We start from the raw sequence: 18,937 nt of genomic DNA, 5'->3' as shown, positions 1-18,937 counted from the left end.
TGTTGCTACGGGCTTGGCATCCTGGCGCATCACCTGGGCGGAGAGGTCAGCCAGCACCGTTATGGCGAAGCGATCGGTGGCGTCGATTGCACCCTGTCCGATGCCGGGGCGGCTGATCCGCTGTTTCAGGGCCTGCCGCGCCGCTTCCGCGCGCTTGTCGGCCATAAAGAGGCGGTGCAGGATGTGCCGCCGGGGGCGGTGCATCTGGCGGCGGCCGAAAACTGCCCGATTCAGGTGATCCGCCATGGCACCAATGTCTATGCCACGCAGTTCCACCCGGAGGCGAATGGCCAAAGCTTTGCCACCCGCATCCGCATCTATCGCGACAAGGGCTATTTTCATCCCGATGAGGCCGATGCGCTGACCGCTGCCTGCCTGGCCGAGAATATCACCGTGCCCGAACAGATCCTGCGCAATTTCGTGACCCGCTATCGCCGGGCCGCCGCTTGATGCGGCCCGTTCTCCTTGGCCAGCTCACTTCGATTTTCGCGCCAGGGCTGCGCTGCGACCGGCAGAGCGGGGCCGATTTCTTACGCGCGGCTTGGAAAACCCGGCCGCGTGGCGCATATTGGCGCATTGCTTGCACAGGGAAGGGCGTGTCATGAACCTCCATCTGGCCGATATCGCGGATGCGCCCGACGCCGATGCAGCGCGCGCTGCCATCGAGGTGCTGAAGGCCTGGGCCAGCACCGCTTTGCCCGAGGATCTGGCAGCGCTTGATCCCGCCGTGGCGCGCTATCTGCCCAACCATGACGATTATCCGACCCTGTCGCGGCACTACCCCGAGGATTTCATCGCCGATGCCGCCTACAGAGCGACGCTGCCGGATCTGCAAAACGGCCCGGCCTCGCTTATTCGCGGCCAGAAACGGGTTATCCAGCATGTCGGCATTTCCAATTTTCGCCTGCCCATTCGCTATCACCGGCGCGATGGCAGCGACCTGATTCTGGAAACTTCGGTCACCGGCTCGGTCAGTCTGGAGGCGGAAAAGAAGGGCATCAACATGTCGCGCATCATGCGCAGCTTCTACAACCATGCCGAAAGCGTGTTCAGCTTTGAGGTGATGGAAGCCGCACTTGATGATTACAAGGCTGATCTGGACAGTTTCGACGCCCGAATCCAGATGCGGTTTTCCTTTCCGATGCGCATTGAAAGCCTGCGCTCGGGCCTTTCGGGCTACCAGTATTACGATATCGCGCTGGAACTGATCGAACAGGCCGGGGCGCGGCGCAAGATTGTCCATCTGGATTATGTCTACAGCTCGACCTGCCCCTGTTCGCTGGAGCTTGCCGAACATGCGCGCGAGATCCGCGGCCAGTTGGCCACGCCACATTCGCAACGCTCGGTGGCGCGGATCTCGGCCGAGCTGAGCTCTGACCCGCGCTGCCTGTGGTATGAGGATCTGATCGACATGGCGCGCGCCGCCGTGCCGACCGAGACCCAGGTGATGGTCAAGCGCGAGGATGAACAGGCCTTTGCCGAACTCAATGCCGCCAATCCGATTTTTGTCGAGGACGCCGCCCGTCTGTTTGCGCAGATGCTGCATGGCGACGCCCGGATCGGTGATTTCCGCATCGTGGCCAGCCATCAGGAAAGCCTGCACAGCCATGATGCCGTATCGGTGCTGACCGAAGGCGAGACCTTTGCCGCCGCCAGCCTGGACCCCAAGCTTTTCTCGACACTGTTTCACACCGGCTGAACCTTGCGCCCCTGACCCGCGACCAGATACCGGAATATGTGTTCCGCAAATTGATCCATATCTGACCGCATCCGCAGTTGACAGGGCGGCGGTGCCGGGCCAACCGTGGCCCCCATGTTTGACCCGCGCCCCGTCGGATATGTGATCGGCCTTCTGGTCCTTGTGCTCGGTCTGACCATGCTGGTGCCGATGGCGCTGGATATGTATCTGGGCAATCATCACTGGCAGGCGTTTTTCGAAAGCGCGGTTCTGACATCGCTGGCGGGCGGGCTGGTGGCACTGGCCTGCGCCAATGGTGTGGCAAAGCAGTTGACGATCCAGCAGACCTTTCTCTTGACCACCGGCGTCTGGCTGGCACTGCCGGTCTTTGGCGCGCTGCCCTTTGTCTTCGGGGCCACCGAGGCGCGCTATGTCGATGCGTTTTTCGAGGCGATGTCGGGGCTGACCACGACCGGGTCGACCGTGTTCACGGGGCTGGAAAACCTGCCCGAGGGGCTGTTGCTGTGGCGCGGGTTGATGCAATGGTTCGGCGGTATCGGCATCATCGTGGTGGCCATGGTGTTCCTGCCCGAATTGCGGGTTGGCGGCATGCAGATCTTTCGCTCCGAGGCCTTTGAGACGATGGGCAAGATCCTGCCCCGCGCGGCCGAAATCGCCAAACAGATCTCGGTGATCTACCTTGCCCTGACGGTCACCGCCGCCGCCGTATATGCAGCACTTGGAATGTCGGCTTTCGATGCTGTCGTCCATGCCATGACGACGGTGTCAACGGGCGGGTTTTCGACCACGGACGCCTCGTTCGGCGCGTTTCAGGGGCCGCTGGAATATGCCGCCGCGTTATTCATGATCCTCGCCAGCCTGCCTTTCGTGCGTTACGTGCAGATGCTCGGCGGCTCAGCGCGACCGTTTTTCGCCGATACACAGGCGCGCGCCTATCTGGCGACGATCCTGGTTCTGACAGTGTTTTTCGCAATCTACCGGCTGGTGATCAATGGCGACCATCTCGAATCCGGCTTGCGCGAGGCGATCTTCAACGTGACCTCGATCATCAGCGGCACCGGCTATGCCAGTGTCGATTATCAAAGATGGGGGGCCGAGGCGGTGGTGCTGTTCTTCTTCATTGGCCTGATCGGTGGCTGTGCCGGGTCGACATCCTGTTCGATCAAGGTGTTTCGCTACCAGTTGTTGATGACGTCGATTTCGACGCAGCTGAAACGGCTTTATGCGCCGCATGGCATATTCGAGCCGCGCTATGAAGGGCGCAAGGTGTCTGAGGAAGTGCTGTCCTCGGTGATGGCATTCTTTGTGATGTTCTTTGTGACGCTTGGGGTGTTTGCGATTCTGCTGGGGCTGACCGGGCTGGATTTCATGACGTCAGTGTCGGGGGCGGCGGCCGCACTTGGCAATATCGGGCCCGGTCTGGGGCCGGTGATTGGCCCGGCGGGCAATTTTTCCACGCTCGATGACAGTGCCAAATGGATCCTGTCGGCGGCAATGCTGATCGGGCGGCTGGAGCTGATGGCGGTGTTCGTGCTGTTTACGGCGCAGTTCTGGCGGTCCTGAGCTTGAGGCGGGTTCGACTCGCCCCCGGTTTCCGGGCGCTGCCTGGTCTATTCTGTGCGGGCAGGGGCCGTGAGGGGCGGTGCGGCTGGTCAGGTCAGATGGATATTTGAAGCGCAAAGAAGGCCAGGGGGCGGGTCAGGCCCATCGGTGGCGTTTTGTGGCGCGGGCGCGGGCGGTCAGTTCCAGCAGGTCACCAGCACAGCCAGATCCATGCCGTAACGCGCCAGCCCGGTGCGGCCAAGCGGCTGGTCGCGTTCGGGTGCCTGGCTGAGCGCGATGCCCGCCGCCGCAAGAACGGATGCCAGCCCATCGCCGCTGAGCGCGAAGCTGACCCCGTCGGGCAGCGCCCGACCGGTGCCGGGGTCCGGCAGCACCATGCCAAGCACGGCCCCAGTGCCATCGAGCACCGGCGCGCCGGCCTCGGAGGGCTCGATTGTCATCGCCAGGCGCTGGATACCGGCCTCATCATTCAGGCCGCGCAGCGCCTGCAGCGTGCCGAAATTGAGCGAGGCCGCGCCGAGCGCCCCCTCATAGGGGAAGCCCGCAACCACGATGTCGGAGCGCAGGCGCGGCGTGATCCGGGCAAATCCCGCATAGGCCCGGGGGGCCAGACTCTGGGTGGGGCGCAGCACCGCGACGCCGGTGGCCGGGTCATTCAAGGCAACATTCATCTCATATTGGCTGTCGACCAGGATACGGGTGCAGGCGGCAACGGCATCGGATGTGGTCACCACGGCACCACTGCCATCGACATAGAACCCGGTGCGCGCCAAGGCCGGGCGGCGCAGGTCCAGCCCGGCCATCAGGTCGACGCCCTGATCAAGGGCGGGATCAACCGCGCCGGGGTCGAGCGTGCCGCCGAATGTGGCAAAGCTGGCCTGCATCATCGGCAGCACGCGGGCCATCGCCGCATCGCGCGCCGGCGGCCAGACCAGGGTAAAGCCCTTGATCTGGCCATCTTCCAGCCGCACCTGGGTATGGCTGCGCAGGCGTTCGTTCCGGCCGGTCAGGATGAAGCTGTCCGCATCGCGGCTGCGCTCGCCCTGCAGCGGCACGATCTCCAGCGTCTGCATGATCTCATACAGACCGCCAAGCGTGGTGCTGCTGCCTTGCTGGCTGATCAGAAGCACGCGGATACCGGAGCCGCCCACCGCATCGAACTGGACAAAGGGGAATTCGTAGCGGGCAAATTCGACCATCGCCAGCGGCAGGTCGATCTCGATCCCGGCGCGGTCATCGCGGATTGTCGCCATGCCGAGCGCGTCCAGATCGGCCTGATAGAGATCCAGCAACAAGGCGCGCTGGCGGCTGGTCAGGATGCCGGTCGCCTCCAGCCCCATCGCAGATTGCCAGGCGGTCATTGCGCCGCGGGTGCCGGGGCCGAAGGCACCGTCGATGCCGGCGCTGTAATGCCCGAACCATTGCAGCGCAATTTGCAGCGCCTCGCGGGCCGGGCGGTCAAGTGCGGCCTCGGAGTTGCGCGCTTCGGCCAGCGTTTCGTCAGCCAGTTCGACCGGCGCGGCGGGCGCGTCCGTGACGCCGACGGGGGCCAGCGTTGCCGGGCCGGTCAGGTTGTTGACTCCGATCGGCCAGAACTGGGTGCGGTAAATATCGGGGTCGGCCAGATAGGCATCGGTCGGGATCAGGCCCTGCGTGGTCAGGGCGCTCAGCGCGGCGGTAGCCTCGGCCGGTGAAAAGGGGCCAAGCGCGATGGCATACCAGCCCGTCCGCAGGCTGTAGCCATTGATGTTTGTCAGAACCCGCGAATAGGCGCGCACCCGGGTCTCGGCGGTGGCCAGATCGGGATGCGCCTCCAGTTGCAGCCAGACCCGATCCGCCTGCGCTCGTGCCGGGCCAGCCATGAGAGATACCACGCCCATGACAAAGAAAAGGCACAGGAAAATCGGTCGGGTTGCCATGGTCATCGGGTCAAATCTCCTTCTTTTCGGCGGGCAGGTCCCGTCCCGTTTCGGCGATACTCTATCAGACCGGCCCCGGGGCACAGCAGAAAATTGCCGGTGGCGCCAATTGACCCTGCCAAAGCGGCCACGTATGGAACCCCTGCCTTCTCAGAACTCCCGGATGAACCGACATGGCCGAGCCTGCCCGCCCCCCAAGCAGCTTTCAGGAGATCATCCTGCGGCTTCAGTCCTACTGGGCCGCACAGGGCTGCGCCATCCTGCAACCCTATGACATGGAGGTGGGGGCCGGCACGTTTCACCCGGCCACCACGCTGCGTTCGCTTGGGCCGCGCGGCTGGTCGGCGGCCTATGTGCAACCCTCGCGGCGCCCGACCGACGGGCGCTATGGCGAAAACCCGAACCGGTTGCAGCATTACTATCAGTATCAGGTGCTGATCAAACCCTCGCCGCCGGATCTGCAGGCGCTCTATCTGGGCAGCCTCGAGGCCATCGGCATCGATATGGGCCTGCATGATATCCGCTTTGTCGAGGATGATTGGGAAAGCCCCACGCTCGGGGCCTGGGGTCTGGGCTGGGAGGTCTGGTGCGACGGTATGGAAGTCAGCCAGTTCACCTATTTCCAGCAGGTCGGCGGGCATGATTGCCGCCCCGTCTCGGGCGAGCTGACCTATGGGCTGGAACGGTTGGCAATGTATGTGCTGGGCGCAGATCACGTGATGGATATGCCGTTCAATGACCCTGGCGCGCCGATTGCGATGACCTATGGCGATGTGTTCCGCCAGACCGAACAGGAATACAGCCGCTACAATTTCGATATCGCCAATACCGACGCGCTGTTGCGCCAGTTCGAGGATGCCGAGGCCGAATGTCAGGCCATCCTCGCGGCTGCGGCCGATGACCCCAAGACCGGGCAGCGCATCGTGATGGCCCATCCCGCCTATGATCAGGCGATCAAGGCCAGCCATCTTTTCAACCTGCTGGATGCGCGCGGGGTTATTTCCGTGACCGAACGGCAGGCCTATATCGGGCGGGTGCGGGCGCTGACCCGGGCCTGCGCCGATGCCTATCTGACAACCGAAGCGGGCGGGTATTCCGCCAAAGAAGGTAATTTGACATGAATGGTAAAGTCCTGGTCTCAGGTATGGGGCTCTTCATCCTCGTGTTCGGCACCGCCCTGTGGTGGAGCCAGACCCGCGCCTATTACGAGCCGCTGACCGCCGACGCGCCCGCGGCCCAGATCCGGGCAACCACGCTTGCGGGCATCCTCGAGCCGCTGCCGATCGCCGATTTCGAGGGTATCGACGCCTTCACCTCGCCGCTGCGCTTTCGCGGCTGTTTCACCACCCCGCTGAGCCTGTCTGAGATGGACCAGACCTATCAGCCCTATCCGGGTGCCACGCCGCTGGTCACGCCGGGATGGTTCACCTGCTATGACGCCGAAACCCTGTCCAATGCGCTGGCCGATGGCACCGCGCGCGCCTATCTGGGCGAGGCCAATTACGTCTACGGCTTTGACCGTATCTTGTTGATCACTGAAACCGGGCAGGGCTATGCCTGGCACCAGATCAACCCATGTGGCGCTGCCGTCTACGAAGGTGAACCTGCCCCGCAAGGCTGCCCGCCGCCACCGGAAAGAAACTGACATGCCCGATCTGCTGCTCGAACTCTTTTCCGAGGAAATCCCGGCGCGGATGCAGACGCGCGCTGCTGCCGATCTGAAAAAACTGGTCACTGACGGGTTGGTCGAGGCGGGCCTCACCTATGCCAGCGCCGGCGCGTTCTCGACGCCGCGCCGCCTGACGCTGACGGTGGAAGGGCTGACCGGCGAAAGCCCCACCCTGACCGAGGACCGCAAAGGCCCCCGCGCCAACGCCCCCGAAAAGGCGCTGGAGGGCTTCCTGCGCGCCACCGGCCTGACCCGTGATCAGCTGGAGCTGCGCGACGACAAGAAGGGCCAGATCTATTTTGCCACGGTGACGAAACCGGGCCGGAAGGCCGAAGACATCCTCGCCGAACTGATCCCGACCGTGATCCGAAATTTCCCCTGGCCCAAATCCATGCGCTGGGGCACGGGCAATCTGAAATGGGTGCGCCCGCTGCACTCCATCCTCTGCATTCTCAGCGATGAAAACGGCACCGAAATCGTGGGTTTCGATGTCGATGGCATTGCAGCCGGCGACAGGACGCAAGGCCACCGTTTCATGGCACCGGGGTCTTTCCCGGTCACCTCCTTTGAGGATTACACCGCCCGGCTGAAGCGCGCCAATGTGATCCTGTCGGCGCAGGATCGCGCCGATCATATCTGGCACGACGCCACCAATATGGCCTTTGCCGCCGGGCTTGAACTGGTCGAAGACAAGGGCCTGCTGGCCGAGGTCGCGGGGCTGGTCGAATGGCCCGTGGTCCTGATGGGCAAAATCGGCGCGGAGTTTCTCGAACTGCCGCCCGAAGTGCTGCAAAGCTCGATGCGCGAACACCAGAAGTTCTTTTCGGTCCGAAACCCGGCAACCGGGCGGATCGAACGCTTCATCACCGTCGCCAATCGCGCCACCGCCGATCACGGCGCCACCATCCTTGCGGGCAATTCCAAGGTGCTTTCGGCGCGCCTGTCGGATGCCAAATTCTTCTGGGAAAACGATCTGCGCGTGGCCAGCACGGACATATCGCAATGGACGCAAGCGCTTGAAAACGTGACCTTCCATAACAAGCTCGGCACGCAAGCCGCCCGCATAACCCGCATCGCGGCGCTGGCGCGCGAACTGGCCCCAATGGTCGGCGCGGATCCCGATGAGTGTGAGCAGGCCGCCCGCATCGCCAAGGCCGATCTGTCGTCGGAAATGGTCTATGAATTTCCGGAACTGCAGGGGCTGATGGGGCGCTATTATGCCCGTGCCGCAGGCTACAGCAAGGATGTCGCCGCCGCCGCCCAGGAACATTATGCGCCGCTTGGGCCGTCAGACGATGTGCCGACCAACCCGGTCTCCGTCACCGTGGCGCTGGCCGACAAGATCGACACGCTGACAGGCTTCTGGGCGATTGACGAAAAGCCGACCGGGTCGAAAGATCCCTATGCGCTGCGGCGCGCGGCCTTGGGGGTTATTCGGTTGGTGTTGGAGAATGGGCTGCGGTTGGGGTTGTTGCGTTTGTTTAAGTATTGGGAGGCGACACTTCGGCCTGAAAACACCGAGGCGGCCACCGTTGTATCAATGACCGACATGAGGCCTGCGCGAAACCTCGACCTCCTCACCTTCTTCCACGACCGCCTCAAAACCTATCTCAAAGATAAAAACATCCGTCACGACATCATCGACGCCTGCCTTGCCATGCCCGGCAATGATGACCTCACCCTGCTGGTGAAACGTGCCGAGGCGCTCTCCGCTTTCCTGCAATCCGATGATGGCGAAAACCTCCTGCAGGGCTACAAGCGCGCCGCCAATATCCTGGCCCAGGCCGAGAAGAAAGATGGCGTCGAATACCGCTACGGGGCGGATGCCAAATTCGCCGAAACCGAGGAAGAGCGGGCGCTGTTCACAGCCCTGGCCAAGGCCGAGGCCACCGTCACCCCGGCGCTCGAACAAGATGATTTCGCTGCCGCGATGATGGCACTGGCGGGCCTGCGCGCACCAATCGATGCCTTTTTCGAGGCAGTGCAGGTCAATGCAGAAAGCGCGATCCTGCGCCGCAACCGTCTCAACCTGCTGCATGAAATCACAGCCGCCTGCGCCCGCATCGCCGATCTCTCGATGATCGAAGGCTGACCCGCAATCAAGGTTAACGCGGCCCCGATCCGCAACGCCCCGGAACCATTGCGCCAAAGCCGGCCCGGCCCGGGTTTGCAGGGCACCGCCCCGCCATCGCGCTCCCCCCCCTGCGCGCCGTCGCCGCCACTCGGCCCGGCCGCAGGCCCCGCCTTCATCCGCCATTAACCTTAACGCGCCCGCCTCTCGCTTTCATCCTGGCAAAAATACCTCGGGGGGCGTCGCCCCGAAGGGCGGCGGGGGGCAGCGCCCCCAAATACCCCATGGCCACACCCGAACCCGCAATTTCGCACCTGCGGCATCACAGGCTGGACCCACGGTCGCAACCCTGTATGGTCACGCGAAAACCCCCTTCGCAGGTGCAATATAAACCGATGCCGCAACCGCCCGATATGCTCCTGATCACGCCGACCGCCGCGATCACCGCAGACCAGCATGGCAGCCGGGCGAAATGCCTGCAGCGGTTGGTGCGTCTTGATTTGCCAGTGCCGTTATCGGTGGCGCTTTCGTGGAATGCGGTGCGTCGGCTGGCCAAGGGCGACATGCCCGATTTCGCGGCATTGACGGCGATCTTCGATGATGGCGATCTGCTTTCGGTGCGCGCCTCCAGCCAATCGCCCGATTGGGGCGGGCCGGGCACTGTGCTCAATATCGGCATGAACGATGCCGTTGCGGCGCGCATTGCGGCCGATCACGGCCAGGACGCCGCCAATGCGCTCTACCTCTCCTTCATCCGCACCTATGCGGTCGATGTGCTGCGGCTGGACGAGGATCTCTTTGCCGATCCGATCACGCCGCGCATTGCCAAACAGCATTTCGAAGACGAGATGGAGGAGCCTTTCCCGCAGGATGTCGTGACCCAGTTGACCGAGGTGCTGCGCTCGATGGCGCGCGCCTGGGAGGGCACCACCGCCCGGCTTTTGCGTCAGGCCAAGGGCGCGCCCGCCGATGTCGGTCTGGGGCTGGTGGTGCAGCGCATGGCGCTGAGCATTGGCCGCGGCGAAACCGGTGCCGGCGTCGTGCAATATGTCAGCCCCGATACCGGCGAGGCGCAGATCACCGGGCGCTATCTGCCGCAAAGCCAGGGCCGTGCCGCTCTGCGTGAGGTTGACGCACAGTTCATCGAGCAGGATCCGCGCGGGCCCTCGCTGGAGGATCGCTGCCCCGATCAGGTGGCCGCGCTGCGTCAGGCCGGGCAGATCATGCGCCAGCGCCTGCGCGAGGAAATGCAGATCGAATTTACCTTGATGGAGGGCAAGCTGGCAATTCTGGATGCGGTGAAGGTGCCGCGTTCGGCCCGGGCCGAGGTTCGCATCGCTGTCGATCTGGCGGAAACCGGCGTCATTTCGCGCAACGAGGCGCTGCACCGTATCGCGCCCTTCACGCTCAACCAGTTGATGCACCGCCAGATCAGCCCCGACGGCGCGCGCGACGTGCTGACGCAGGGCATCTCGGCGGCCCCCGGTGCGGCCACCGGCAAGATCGTGTTCTCCGCCGCCGCCGCCCAGACCGCCGCCGCCCAGGGCGAGCCTTGCATCCTGGTGCGCCGTGAAACCAGCCCCGAGGATATCCGCGGCATGCATGCCGCCGATGCCATCGTGACCGGACGCGGCGGCATGACCAGCCACGCCGCCGTCATTGCGCGCGGGCTTGGCGTGCCTTGTGTCTCGGGGGCCATCCAATTGCAGCTCGACATGCGCAAGAAAACCCTGACCGTGCCGGGCCGAAAGGTGTTTCACGAAGGCGACATCATCACCGTCGATGGCAGTTCCGGCGAGGTTCTGGTCGGGGCCGCAAAGATGATCGAGCCCAATATGGGCGGGGCCTTCGCGACGCTGCTGGAATGGGCCGATGCGGCGCGTGACATCGGCATCCGCGCCAATGCCGACACTCCCGAAGATGCCCGCCTGGCGCTGAAGTTCGGCGTCGATGGCATCGGGCTGTGCCGCACCGAACACATGTTCTTTGATCCCATCCGGTTGACCGTGATGCGCGAGATGATCTTTGCCGAGGGTGCCGCTGAGCGCGCCGCCGCACTGGACCGTCTCCTGCCGATGCAGCGCGCCGATTTCACCGAATTGTTTCAGCTGATGCAGGGCAAACCGGTCTGCATCCGCCTGTTAGACCCACCCTTGCATGAATTCCTGCCCGGCGACCGGGATGGTATCCGCGCGCTGGCCGAGGCCATGGACCTGCCGGTCAGCCGGGTTGCCGCGCGGATCGAAAACCTGCAGGAGTTCAACCCGATGCTGGGCATGCGCGGCGTGCGGCTTGGTATCACCATGCCCGAGATCTACGAGATGCAGGCGCGCGCCATTTTCGAGGCCACCGCCGCCGAAACCAAGGCGGGCAATCCGGTGCTGGCCGAGATCATGATTCCGCTGGTCAGCGCCAAGCGCGAGGTAGAGCTGATCAAGGATCGGGTCGATGCGATCGCGGCGGCGGTGCGCAACGAGACCGGGCAGGATTTCGCCTTTCGTCTGGGCGTTATGGTCGAAACGCCGCGGGCTGCGTTGCGCGCCGGCGAGATTGCCGAATATTGCGCCTTTCTGTCCTTCGGCACCAACGACCTCACCCAGATGACCTATGGCCTGTCGCGCGACGATGCCGGGCGCTTCATGTCGGCCTATGTCAAACAGGGTGTCTTTGCCGAGGATCCGTTCCAGCGGCTCGATATCGACGGCGTCGGCGAATTGCTGCTTCTGGGGGCGGCGCGCGGCAGGGCGGTCAAGCCCGATATCACGCTCTCGATCTGTGGCGAACATGGCGGCGATCCCGATTCGATTGCGTTTTCGCGCGATGCCGGGTTTACCTATGTGTCCTGCTCGCCCTTCCGGGTGCCGGTGGCCAAGCTGGCGGCGGCACAACTTGCGGTTGCAGATGCGCAAACATTGTCCGATTCCGACACATAATCGCCCCGATTCTCGGCCATTAACCCTGTCAGAGAAATGATTCTCTGGTGCGCATACCCGCCCCACCCTGTTGGGCGGTTGTTAACCCGGGATCGCTAGATTGTGCAGTAGCTGGACGGCTCCTCGTGTCGGACGCTTCAGCATGTTGAGGAGTTGAAGGCCGGAAGCCCCGGCAGATGGGGGATGCCCAGAATGGGATCTTTGAGTATGAAACGCGCCTTTTGCGTGGCGGTATCGGTATTGCTTTGGTTCAGCGCAACGGCGCAGGCCCAGGTTGTGGCATCCACCTCGACCGACCCGGGCTTTTCCCTGACCGCGACGCTGGCTGCTGTGATGGGCACCGAACGCTCGGCGCTGCGGGCGCTCAGCCCGGGCCGGGTCCGGGCGCTTGGCGCCCCCTATTCGGGCAATGGATCGGCCGCAGGCGGCGGCAGGGCGGATGGCAATGCGCCCTATACGGCAGCTGAACTTGACGCCATGCCAAGGGCGCGCGGCAACCGGCAATGGGCCTGCCTGACCGAAGCGATTTATTTCGAGGCGCGCGGCGAAATCACCGCCGGCCAGTTCGCGGTGGCAGAGGTCGTTCTGAACCGTGTCGACAGCCCGGATTACCCCGACAATATCTGCGATGTCGTCTATGAAGGCACCGGGCGGCTGAATGCCTGTCAGTTTTCCTATACCTGCGACGGCATCCCCGAAGTGGTGACCGAACCCGCGATTGAACGTCGCCTGGGCAAGATCGCCCGCATCATGATCGATGGCGGGCCGCGCAACCTGACCGGTGGGGCCACGAATTACCATGCCAATTGGGTCAACCCGTCCTGGGCGCAGGTCTATCCGCAAACCGCCCAGATCGGGGTGCATCTGTTTTACCGTCGGCCATCCTGAAGCGCTTTCATTCGCGCTGGCGGCTGTTAAAAGGCAGGAGTTACAGCCCCAGCCTGAGCAGCTTGCGCCCCATGTCTGACGAAATCCCCCTTGCCTTTGCCCCGCTGGCTGACCGCGTGTCGGCCACCACAGGCCGCGTAGCCCTGGACCGGATCAGCCTGACGGGTCTGGAGCGAGCCGTTGAAATCGGGGCTTTTCAGCAGGAACGCGGGATCATCCAGCGCCTGCGCTTTTCTATCGTGGCCGAGGTGCTAACTGCGGCCGAAGATGGTGCCGATGATGTCGACCGGATCCTGTCTTATGATGCGCTCAGCGAGGCGGTGGATGGCGAACTGGCCGGCGAACGGCTGAACCTGCTGGAAACGCTGGCCGCGCGCATCGCCGATCGTATCCTGGCCCATCCGCTGGCGGCGCGCTGTTTTCTGCGCATCGAAAAGCTGGATCGCGGGCCATATGTTCTGGGGGTCGAGATCGTGCGCAGTGCGTCCGACCGGCAGGTGACCGACCCCGATACACCGCGCCCGCTGGTGGTCTATCTGTCAGATGCAGCCGCGCAACGCCCCGATCTGAGCGCTGCTCTCGACCGGCTGACCGGGCAGGGCGCGCCGCTGATCCTGTGCGTTGGCCCCGGTGCCTTGCCGGTGGCGCGGGTCAGCGATGCCACCGCGCAGCGCCGCATCGACCTGCTGGAGATTGAACAAAACGCCTGGGCGCTGGCCGCCCGCGATCCGGCTTTCGTCATTGCCGCCAGCCGCACCGAACTGGACTGGGCGCTGAACAATGGCCTTGTGTCGGTCTGGGCCCCGTCCAAGCTGGTTCTGGACAGTTTCGACAGCCCCAAATCCGCCACGGGCGAGGCGCTGGCGCTGTGGCTGGCAGGTCAGTTCCGCGCCGAAAAGATGATCTGTCTTGGCGGCTCGGTGCCAGCCTCGGACAAGATCGAGATTACCGAACTGCCCGCCACCTGACCGCTGCCTTGTAGGACCCCGGATATGACGCTCTATTACCGCCCCATCCCTCAGATCGACGCCGCCCGCCCGGCCCATGCTGTCAGCCTTGCGGGCACCTGGGCCTGGTTCACCCATGTCGAGGAACTGGCCCGCGACCGCGCCCCCCGGATCATCCCCGCCAATGCGGTGCCGCAGGCAGCCCTTGCCCGCCTGACCGCCCCAAGGCCCGCCATTGCCGGGCTGTCACTGGATCGCCCCCGCCTCATGGGTATCCTCAATCTGACGCCTGACAGTTTCTCGGATGGCGGCGAATTTGACGACCCCGACAAGGCGCTTGCCCAGGCGCAGAACATGCTGGCGGAGGGGGCCGATATGCTCGACCTTGGCGGCGAAAGCACCCGCCCCGGTGCCGCCGAAGTCCCAGTCGACACCGAAATCGCCCGCACCGCCCCGGTCATTGCCGCGTTGCGAAACCAGGGCGTCACCGCGCCCATTTCCATCGATACCCGCAAATCCATCGTCGCCCGCGCCGCCCTTGATGCCGGGGCCAGCCTGATCAACGATGTCTCGGGGTTTCATTTTGACCCTTATATGGCCCGGCTGGCGGCCCGGGCGCAGGCTCCGGTGGCGCTGATGCATGCCCAGGGCCTGCCCGATACGATGCAGCAAAACCCCGAATACGGCGATGTCGTGCTCGATGTTTATGACAGTCTTGAAACACAAATGCGCGTGGCCGAGGCCGCCGGCACCCCGCGCGGCCGCATTCTGGTCGATCCCGGTATCGGCTTTGGCAAGAACGATGCCCATAACATGGCCCTGATAAACCGCATTTCGCTGTTTCACGGGCTTGGCTGCGGCATTCTGCTGGGGGTCTCGCGCAAGGCCGGTATCGGGCGCATCGGGGGCATCCCCGATCCTCACGACAGGGGGGCTGCATCGGCTGCTATTGGCCTATACGCCCTGGGGCAGGGGGTTCAGATGCTGCGCGTTCATGATACAAAGCTGCACAGGCAGATGATCGCGCTGTGGCGCGCGGCGCAAAGAGGGGCACCATGACACGCAGGCTGTTTGGAACCGACGGGGTGCGCGGGCGCGCCAATACCGATCCGATGACCGCTGAGATGGCGCTGAAACTGGGGGCGGCGGCGGGGCGCTTTTTCCGGCGCGACAAAAGCCCCGGCCACCGCGTGGTGATCGGCAAGGATACCCGGCTGTCGGGCTACATGATCGAAAACGCGCTGACGGCGGGATTTACCTCGACCGGTATGAATGTGCTGCTGCTCGGGCCGGTGCCGACGCCTGCGGTGGGCATGTTGACGCCCTCGATGCGGGCCGATGTCGGCGTGATGATCTCGGCCAGCCACAACCCGGCCACCGATAATGGCATCAAGTTTTTCGGCCCCGATGGCTACAAGCTCAGCGATGCGGCCGAGGCGGAGATTGAACGCCTGGTGTTGTCCGATATCACCCCGGCCCAGGCTGAAAATATCGGTCGCGCCAAGCGTATCGACGATGGCCGCTTTCGCTATGTCGAACGGGTCAAGGGGACTTTTCCGGCGGGTCTTACGCTGGATGGGCTCAAGGTCGTGGTTGATTGCGCCAACGGGGCCGCCTACCGCGCCGCGCCCGAGGTGTTGTGGGAACTGGGGGCCGAAGTGATCCCGCTTGGCGTCAGTCCCAACGGCTTCAACATCAATGATGGCGTCGGATCGACCGCACCGGCGGCGGCGGCGGCGATGATACTGGAAACCGGGGCCGATCTGGGCATCTGTCTGGATGGCGATGCCGACCGGGTGATCGTGATCGATGAAAAGGGTCAGATCGCCGATGGCGATCAGATATTGGCGCTGTTTGCCAATCGTTGGGCCGATGAGGGGCGTCTGAAGGGTCATACGCTGGCCGCGACGGTGATGTCCAATCTGGGGCTCGAACGCTATCTGGCCGACCGCTCCATCGTGCTGCACCGCACGCCGGTTGGCGATCGTCACGTGGTGGCCGCGATGCGCAAGCACGGCCTCAACCTGGGCGGCGAGCAATCCGGCCATATCGTGATGACAGATTACGCCACCACCGGCGACGGGCTGATTGCGGGGCTGCAATTTCTGGCCGAAATGGTGCGCACCGGCAAACCGGCCAGCGCCCTGTCGCGCAGCTTTGAACCGGTGCCGCAACTATTGCAAAACGTCCGGTTTGCGGATGGGCAAGCACCGCTGGAAGCAGTCGCGGTAATCGCGGCGATTGCGGCGGCCGAGGCGCAATTGCAAGGCACCGGCAGGCTGTTGATCCGCAAATCGGGCACCGAACCGCTGATCCGGGTGATGGCGGAATGCGAAGATCAGGGCCTGCTGGAAAACGTCGTGGGCGAAGTGGTGGCAGCGGTCGAGGCCGCCATTTGATCAGCCATCCCGGGCCGTGATCCTATAGCATATTCGAAAAAACCCGTAACATCTGACGCTGCCTGAAATCAAAGATTTCAACGCGCCCGGCGAATGCGCGCCAGGCTCCGGTGCCCGAAAAGCCGCCTGAGCGCGCCCCATTGGCTCAGCGCCACGCCGCTCAGGATCAACGCCATGGCCCAGAGCAGCGAGGGCGGCAGCGGCTCGCTCAGAAATGCCGCCCCCAACAGCACCGACCATAGCGGCACCTGATAATTCACCAGACCCATGAAAACCGGCCCGGCAGAGCGCACCACGATCACCCGCAATATATTGGCCGCCGCCGTCGGGATCAGGCCAAGCCCGGCCAGCCACAGCAAGGTATCGGTCGGCGGCAATGGCGGTGGGCCTTCCAGGGCCCAGGCCAGCGGCACCACGATCACCGCCCCGATCAGCAGCAGCACGGTGGCCAGGCCGATCGGGTCAATCGGCGGCAGACGCCGCAGATAGACCGAACTGACCGCATAGCAGGCGGCCGCCCCCAGACAGGCCAACCGGCCCCAGGTCTCCAGCCCCGCGCCGCTGCTTTCAAAGGCCTGCCCGCCGATCAGGATCACAACGCCGGCAAAGCCGATCACAAAGCCCACCGTCTTGCGCAGCGTCATCGCCTCGCCCGGCACCAGAAAATGCGCCAGCGGCAGCACGATCAGCGCCATCGCGGCCATCGACACACCGGCAAAACCCGAGGTGACATATTGCTGCCCCCAGGACAGCAGCATGAAGGGCAGGGCCGAACTGAGAAGGGCGACGAAAATCAACCCGGACCAGTCGCGGGCCGGGCCAGTAAACAGCGCCGCGCCACGCGCCCCCCAGATGACGCTCATCAAAGCGGCGGCAAACCCGATCCGGCCCGCCGCCAGCCAAAACGGCGTGATGCCGCGCAGCGCGATTTCGATCACCAGGAAGGTGGCCCCCCAGGTCAGGCCCAGAATACCGATCATCAGCCAGCTTCTCGGCGTGATCTGTGGTGTGGTCATTGGGGCGGTCCCTCCGGGTTGGCCACAGTCAGACCCCGGCGCGCGGCCGGGGTCAATCATGGGTGGTGAAACGGATGGCCCCGCGGCTACCCGCGCAGCCGGTAATGCAGCAGGATCGGCACCGCCAGCTCCTCTTCATCGGTCAAATGGCGGTGCAGAAACCGTTCGATCCCGGCGCTCACCTCGGCCAGCGGCCCGGCCTCATCGGGCATTTGCGCCTCCTCCAGCGTGGCCAGTTGCACCACCCGGTTGGCGGTGCGGGTAAAGCGGTCCAACAGGGCATCCAGGTCTGCATGGTCCCCCTCCAGCATCGCCAGCCCGGCGGCAAAACGCGGGTCGGCGGCCTCCAGTTCGGGAAAGAATTCGCGGTCCTCCCAATGGTGATGGCCATGCAGGTTGCGCACCAGCAGATTGCCGAAATGCGCCAGCCGCCCGGCATAGATCTGCGGCTCACCGGCCTTGTCGAGAAAGCCCTGCGTATCCTCCGTGATGATCGCCGCCAATTGGCGGAACATGGAATGGGCGGCCATCCAGTTCTGGGTGGACCGGGCGAGATTCGGGTTCTGCGGCCAGGTTGCGCGCGGATAATCCCGAAGCAGGATCTGCATTTCAGAGGGCAGGCCCTGTCTTGTGTCGATGCTGTGTCGGGTCATGCGAAGGCAGATGGGCGCAAGGTTATATTATAACAATACCACATCCGCGCACCAATATTGTGCAGCCCCGCAGTGGAACGGAAAACGGCCCCGGCAAGGTCTTTCGCCGGGGCCGGAATGTCAGTGCAAAACGCGCTTAGTTCTTCGCCTTATCCACCATCTTGCCAGCCGAAATCCACGGCATCATGGCGCGCAGCTTTTCGCCGACCTGTTCGATCTGATGTTCATCATTCAGGCGGCGCGTGGCCTTGAAGGACGGCTGACCTGCCTGATTTTCCAGCATGAAGTCGCGCACGAATTTGCCGGTCTGGATGTCGCGCAGAACCGCCTTCATCTTGGCCTTGGTCTCATCATAGGGCAGGATCCGCGGCCCCGAGACATATTCGCCATATTCGGCGGTATTGCTGATCGAATAATTCATGTTGGCAATGCCGCCCTCATAGATCAGATCGACGATCAGCTTGACCTCATGCAGGCACTCGAAATAGGCCATTTCAGGGGCATAACCGGCCTCCACCAATGTCTCGAACCCCATCCGGATCAGCTCCACCAGCCCGCCACACAGAACCGCCTGTTCGCCAAACAGATCGGTCTCGCATTCCTCGCGGAAATTGGTCTCGATGATGCCGGAGCGGCCGCCGCCGATGGCGGAACAATAGCTGAGGCCAATCTCCAACGCGCGCCCGCTCGCATCATTATCGACCGCCACCAGGCAGGGCACGCCGCCGCCCTTGGAATATTCGCCGCGCACAGTGTGGCCGGGGCCTTTCGGGGCCATCATGATGACGTCGATGCCCGGCTTGGCCTCGATCAGGCCGAAATGCACGTTCAACCCATGGGCAAAGGCAATCGCCGCCCCGTCGCGCAGGTTGTCATGCACGTATTTGCGATAGGTTTCGGCCTGCAATTCATCGGGCATGGTGAACATGATCAGATCACACCAGGCGGCGGCCTCGGCAATGCCCATCACCTTCAGACCCTCGCTTTCGGCCTTGGCGGCAGAGGCCGATCCCTCGCGCAGCGCCACGACCACATTCTTGGCCCCGGAATCGCGCAGGTTCAACGCATGGGCATGGCCCTGGCTGCCATAGCCCAGAATGGCCACTTTCATGTCCTTGATCAGGTTGATGTCGCAATCTCGGTCGTAATAAACGCGCATGGGTTCGCTCCTTGGCGATAG

Annotated in this window: 15 protein-coding genes; 11 read left to right on the top strand and 4 right to left on the bottom strand. The window is 63.8% G+C overall.

From position 1 onward, the window contains the following. From ACW8PS_RS05245 to ACW8PS_RS05235, 3 genes are all read left to right on the top strand, one after another. Positions 1 to 450 (top strand): glutamine amidotransferase-related protein (locus ACW8PS_RS05245; RefSeq protein ID WP_491526255.1); only part of this gene is annotated, 450 nt, incomplete at its 5' end. A gap of 151 nt (positions 451 to 601) precedes the next feature. Beyond that, positions 602 to 1,699: a GTP cyclohydrolase FolE2 gene (gene folE2 / locus ACW8PS_RS05240; protein ID WP_491526254.1), complete on the top strand. Its 1,098-nt coding sequence runs from the start codon at positions 602 to 604 to the stop codon at positions 1,697 to 1,699. Positions 1,700 to 1,813: 114 nt separating this feature from the next. Next, positions 1,814 to 3,262, top strand: coding sequence for a TrkH family potassium uptake protein (locus ACW8PS_RS05235; RefSeq protein ID WP_491526253.1), 1,449 nt, complete (start codon positions 1,814 to 1,816; stop codon positions 3,260 to 3,262). Positions 3,263 to 3,438: 176 nt separating this feature from the next. Here the strand turns inward: ACW8PS_RS05235 and ACW8PS_RS05230 are convergent, their stop codons facing one another. After that, on the bottom strand, positions 3,439 to 5,187 hold the full coding sequence (locus ACW8PS_RS05230; RefSeq protein WP_491526252.1) for a serine protease: 1,749 nt from the start codon (positions 5,185 to 5,187) through the stop codon (positions 3,439 to 3,441). 167 nt (positions 5,188 to 5,354) lie between these two features. On the opposite strand from ACW8PS_RS05230, the gene ACW8PS_RS05225 reads away from it, so the two are divergent. The 8 genes from ACW8PS_RS05225 (at position 5,355) to glmM (ending at position 16,088) form a co-directional block, all read left to right on the top strand. Beyond that, positions 5,355 to 6,302 carry a glycine--tRNA ligase subunit alpha gene (locus ACW8PS_RS05225; RefSeq protein ID WP_491526251.1) on the top strand — a complete coding sequence of 316 codons (948 nt, stop codon included), beginning with the start codon at positions 5,355 to 5,357 and terminating at the stop codon, positions 6,300 to 6,302. Next, complete coding sequence (locus tag ACW8PS_RS05220; RefSeq protein WP_491526250.1) at positions 6,299 to 6,826, top strand: DUF6446 family protein; 528 nt, start codon at positions 6,299 to 6,301, stop codon at positions 6,824 to 6,826. The genes ACW8PS_RS05225 and ACW8PS_RS05220 overlap by 4 nt, the downstream gene beginning before the upstream one ends. Position 6,827: 1 nt before the next feature. Beyond that, entirely contained in the window at positions 6,828 to 8,942 is a 2,115-nt protein-coding gene (gene glyS, locus ACW8PS_RS05215; RefSeq protein ID WP_491526249.1) for a glycine--tRNA ligase subunit beta, read from the top strand. A 374-nt stretch (positions 8,943 to 9,316) separates the two neighbouring features. Beyond that, positions 9,317 to 11,854 (top strand): putative PEP-binding protein, encoded by a 2,538-nt coding sequence (locus ACW8PS_RS05210; RefSeq protein WP_491526247.1) that lies wholly within the window; start codon positions 9,317 to 9,319, stop codon positions 11,852 to 11,854. A 207-nt stretch (positions 11,855 to 12,061) separates the two neighbouring features. Next, positions 12,062 to 12,742 carry a cell wall hydrolase gene (locus tag ACW8PS_RS05205; RefSeq protein ID WP_491526246.1) on the top strand — a complete coding sequence of 227 codons (681 nt, stop codon included), beginning with the start codon at positions 12,062 to 12,064 and terminating at the stop codon, positions 12,740 to 12,742. Positions 12,743 to 12,813: 71 nt separating this feature from the next. After that, on the top strand, positions 12,814 to 13,710 hold the full coding sequence (locus ACW8PS_RS05200; protein WP_491526245.1) for a dihydroneopterin aldolase: 897 nt from the start codon (positions 12,814 to 12,816) through the stop codon (positions 13,708 to 13,710). A gap of 24 nt (positions 13,711 to 13,734) precedes the next feature. Beyond that, positions 13,735 to 14,748 carry a dihydropteroate synthase gene (gene folP / locus ACW8PS_RS05195; protein ID WP_491526243.1) on the top strand — a complete coding sequence of 338 codons (1,014 nt, stop codon included), beginning with the start codon at positions 13,735 to 13,737 and terminating at the stop codon, positions 14,746 to 14,748. After that, positions 14,745 to 16,088, top strand: coding sequence for a phosphoglucosamine mutase (glmM, locus tag ACW8PS_RS05190; protein ID WP_491526242.1), 1,344 nt, complete (start codon positions 14,745 to 14,747; stop codon positions 16,086 to 16,088). Before folP ends, glmM begins: the two co-directional genes overlap by 4 nt. Positions 16,089 to 16,165: 77 nt before the next feature. On the opposite strand, the gene ACW8PS_RS05185 is transcribed toward glmM, so the two are convergent. The 3 genes from ACW8PS_RS05185 to ilvC all read right to left on the bottom strand — a co-directional run bounded on the left by ACW8PS_RS05185 (position 16,166) and on the right by ilvC (position 18,916). Further along, positions 16,166 to 17,104 carry a DMT family transporter gene (locus tag ACW8PS_RS05185; protein ID WP_491526241.1) on the bottom strand — a complete coding sequence of 313 codons (939 nt, stop codon included), beginning with the start codon at positions 17,102 to 17,104 and terminating at the stop codon, positions 16,166 to 16,168. An 86-nt stretch (positions 17,105 to 17,190) separates the two neighbouring features. Then, a complete protein-coding gene (locus ACW8PS_RS05180; RefSeq protein ID WP_491526240.1) occupies positions 17,191 to 17,757 on the bottom strand; it encodes a hemerythrin domain-containing protein in 567 nt (188 codons plus the stop codon). A gap of 136 nt (positions 17,758 to 17,893) precedes the next feature. Continuing rightward, positions 17,894 to 18,916, bottom strand: a complete 1,023-nt coding sequence (gene ilvC, locus ACW8PS_RS05175) for a ketol-acid reductoisomerase (RefSeq protein WP_491526239.1) — start codon at positions 18,914 to 18,916, stop codon at positions 17,894 to 17,896. Between the last annotated feature and the right edge of the window lie 21 nt (positions 18,917 to 18,937).

Source organism: Alterinioella sp., assembly GCF_058343375.1.
The sequence above is the reverse complement of the archived record's forward strand: the minus strand, read 5'-3'. Positions and strand labels throughout refer to the sequence as shown.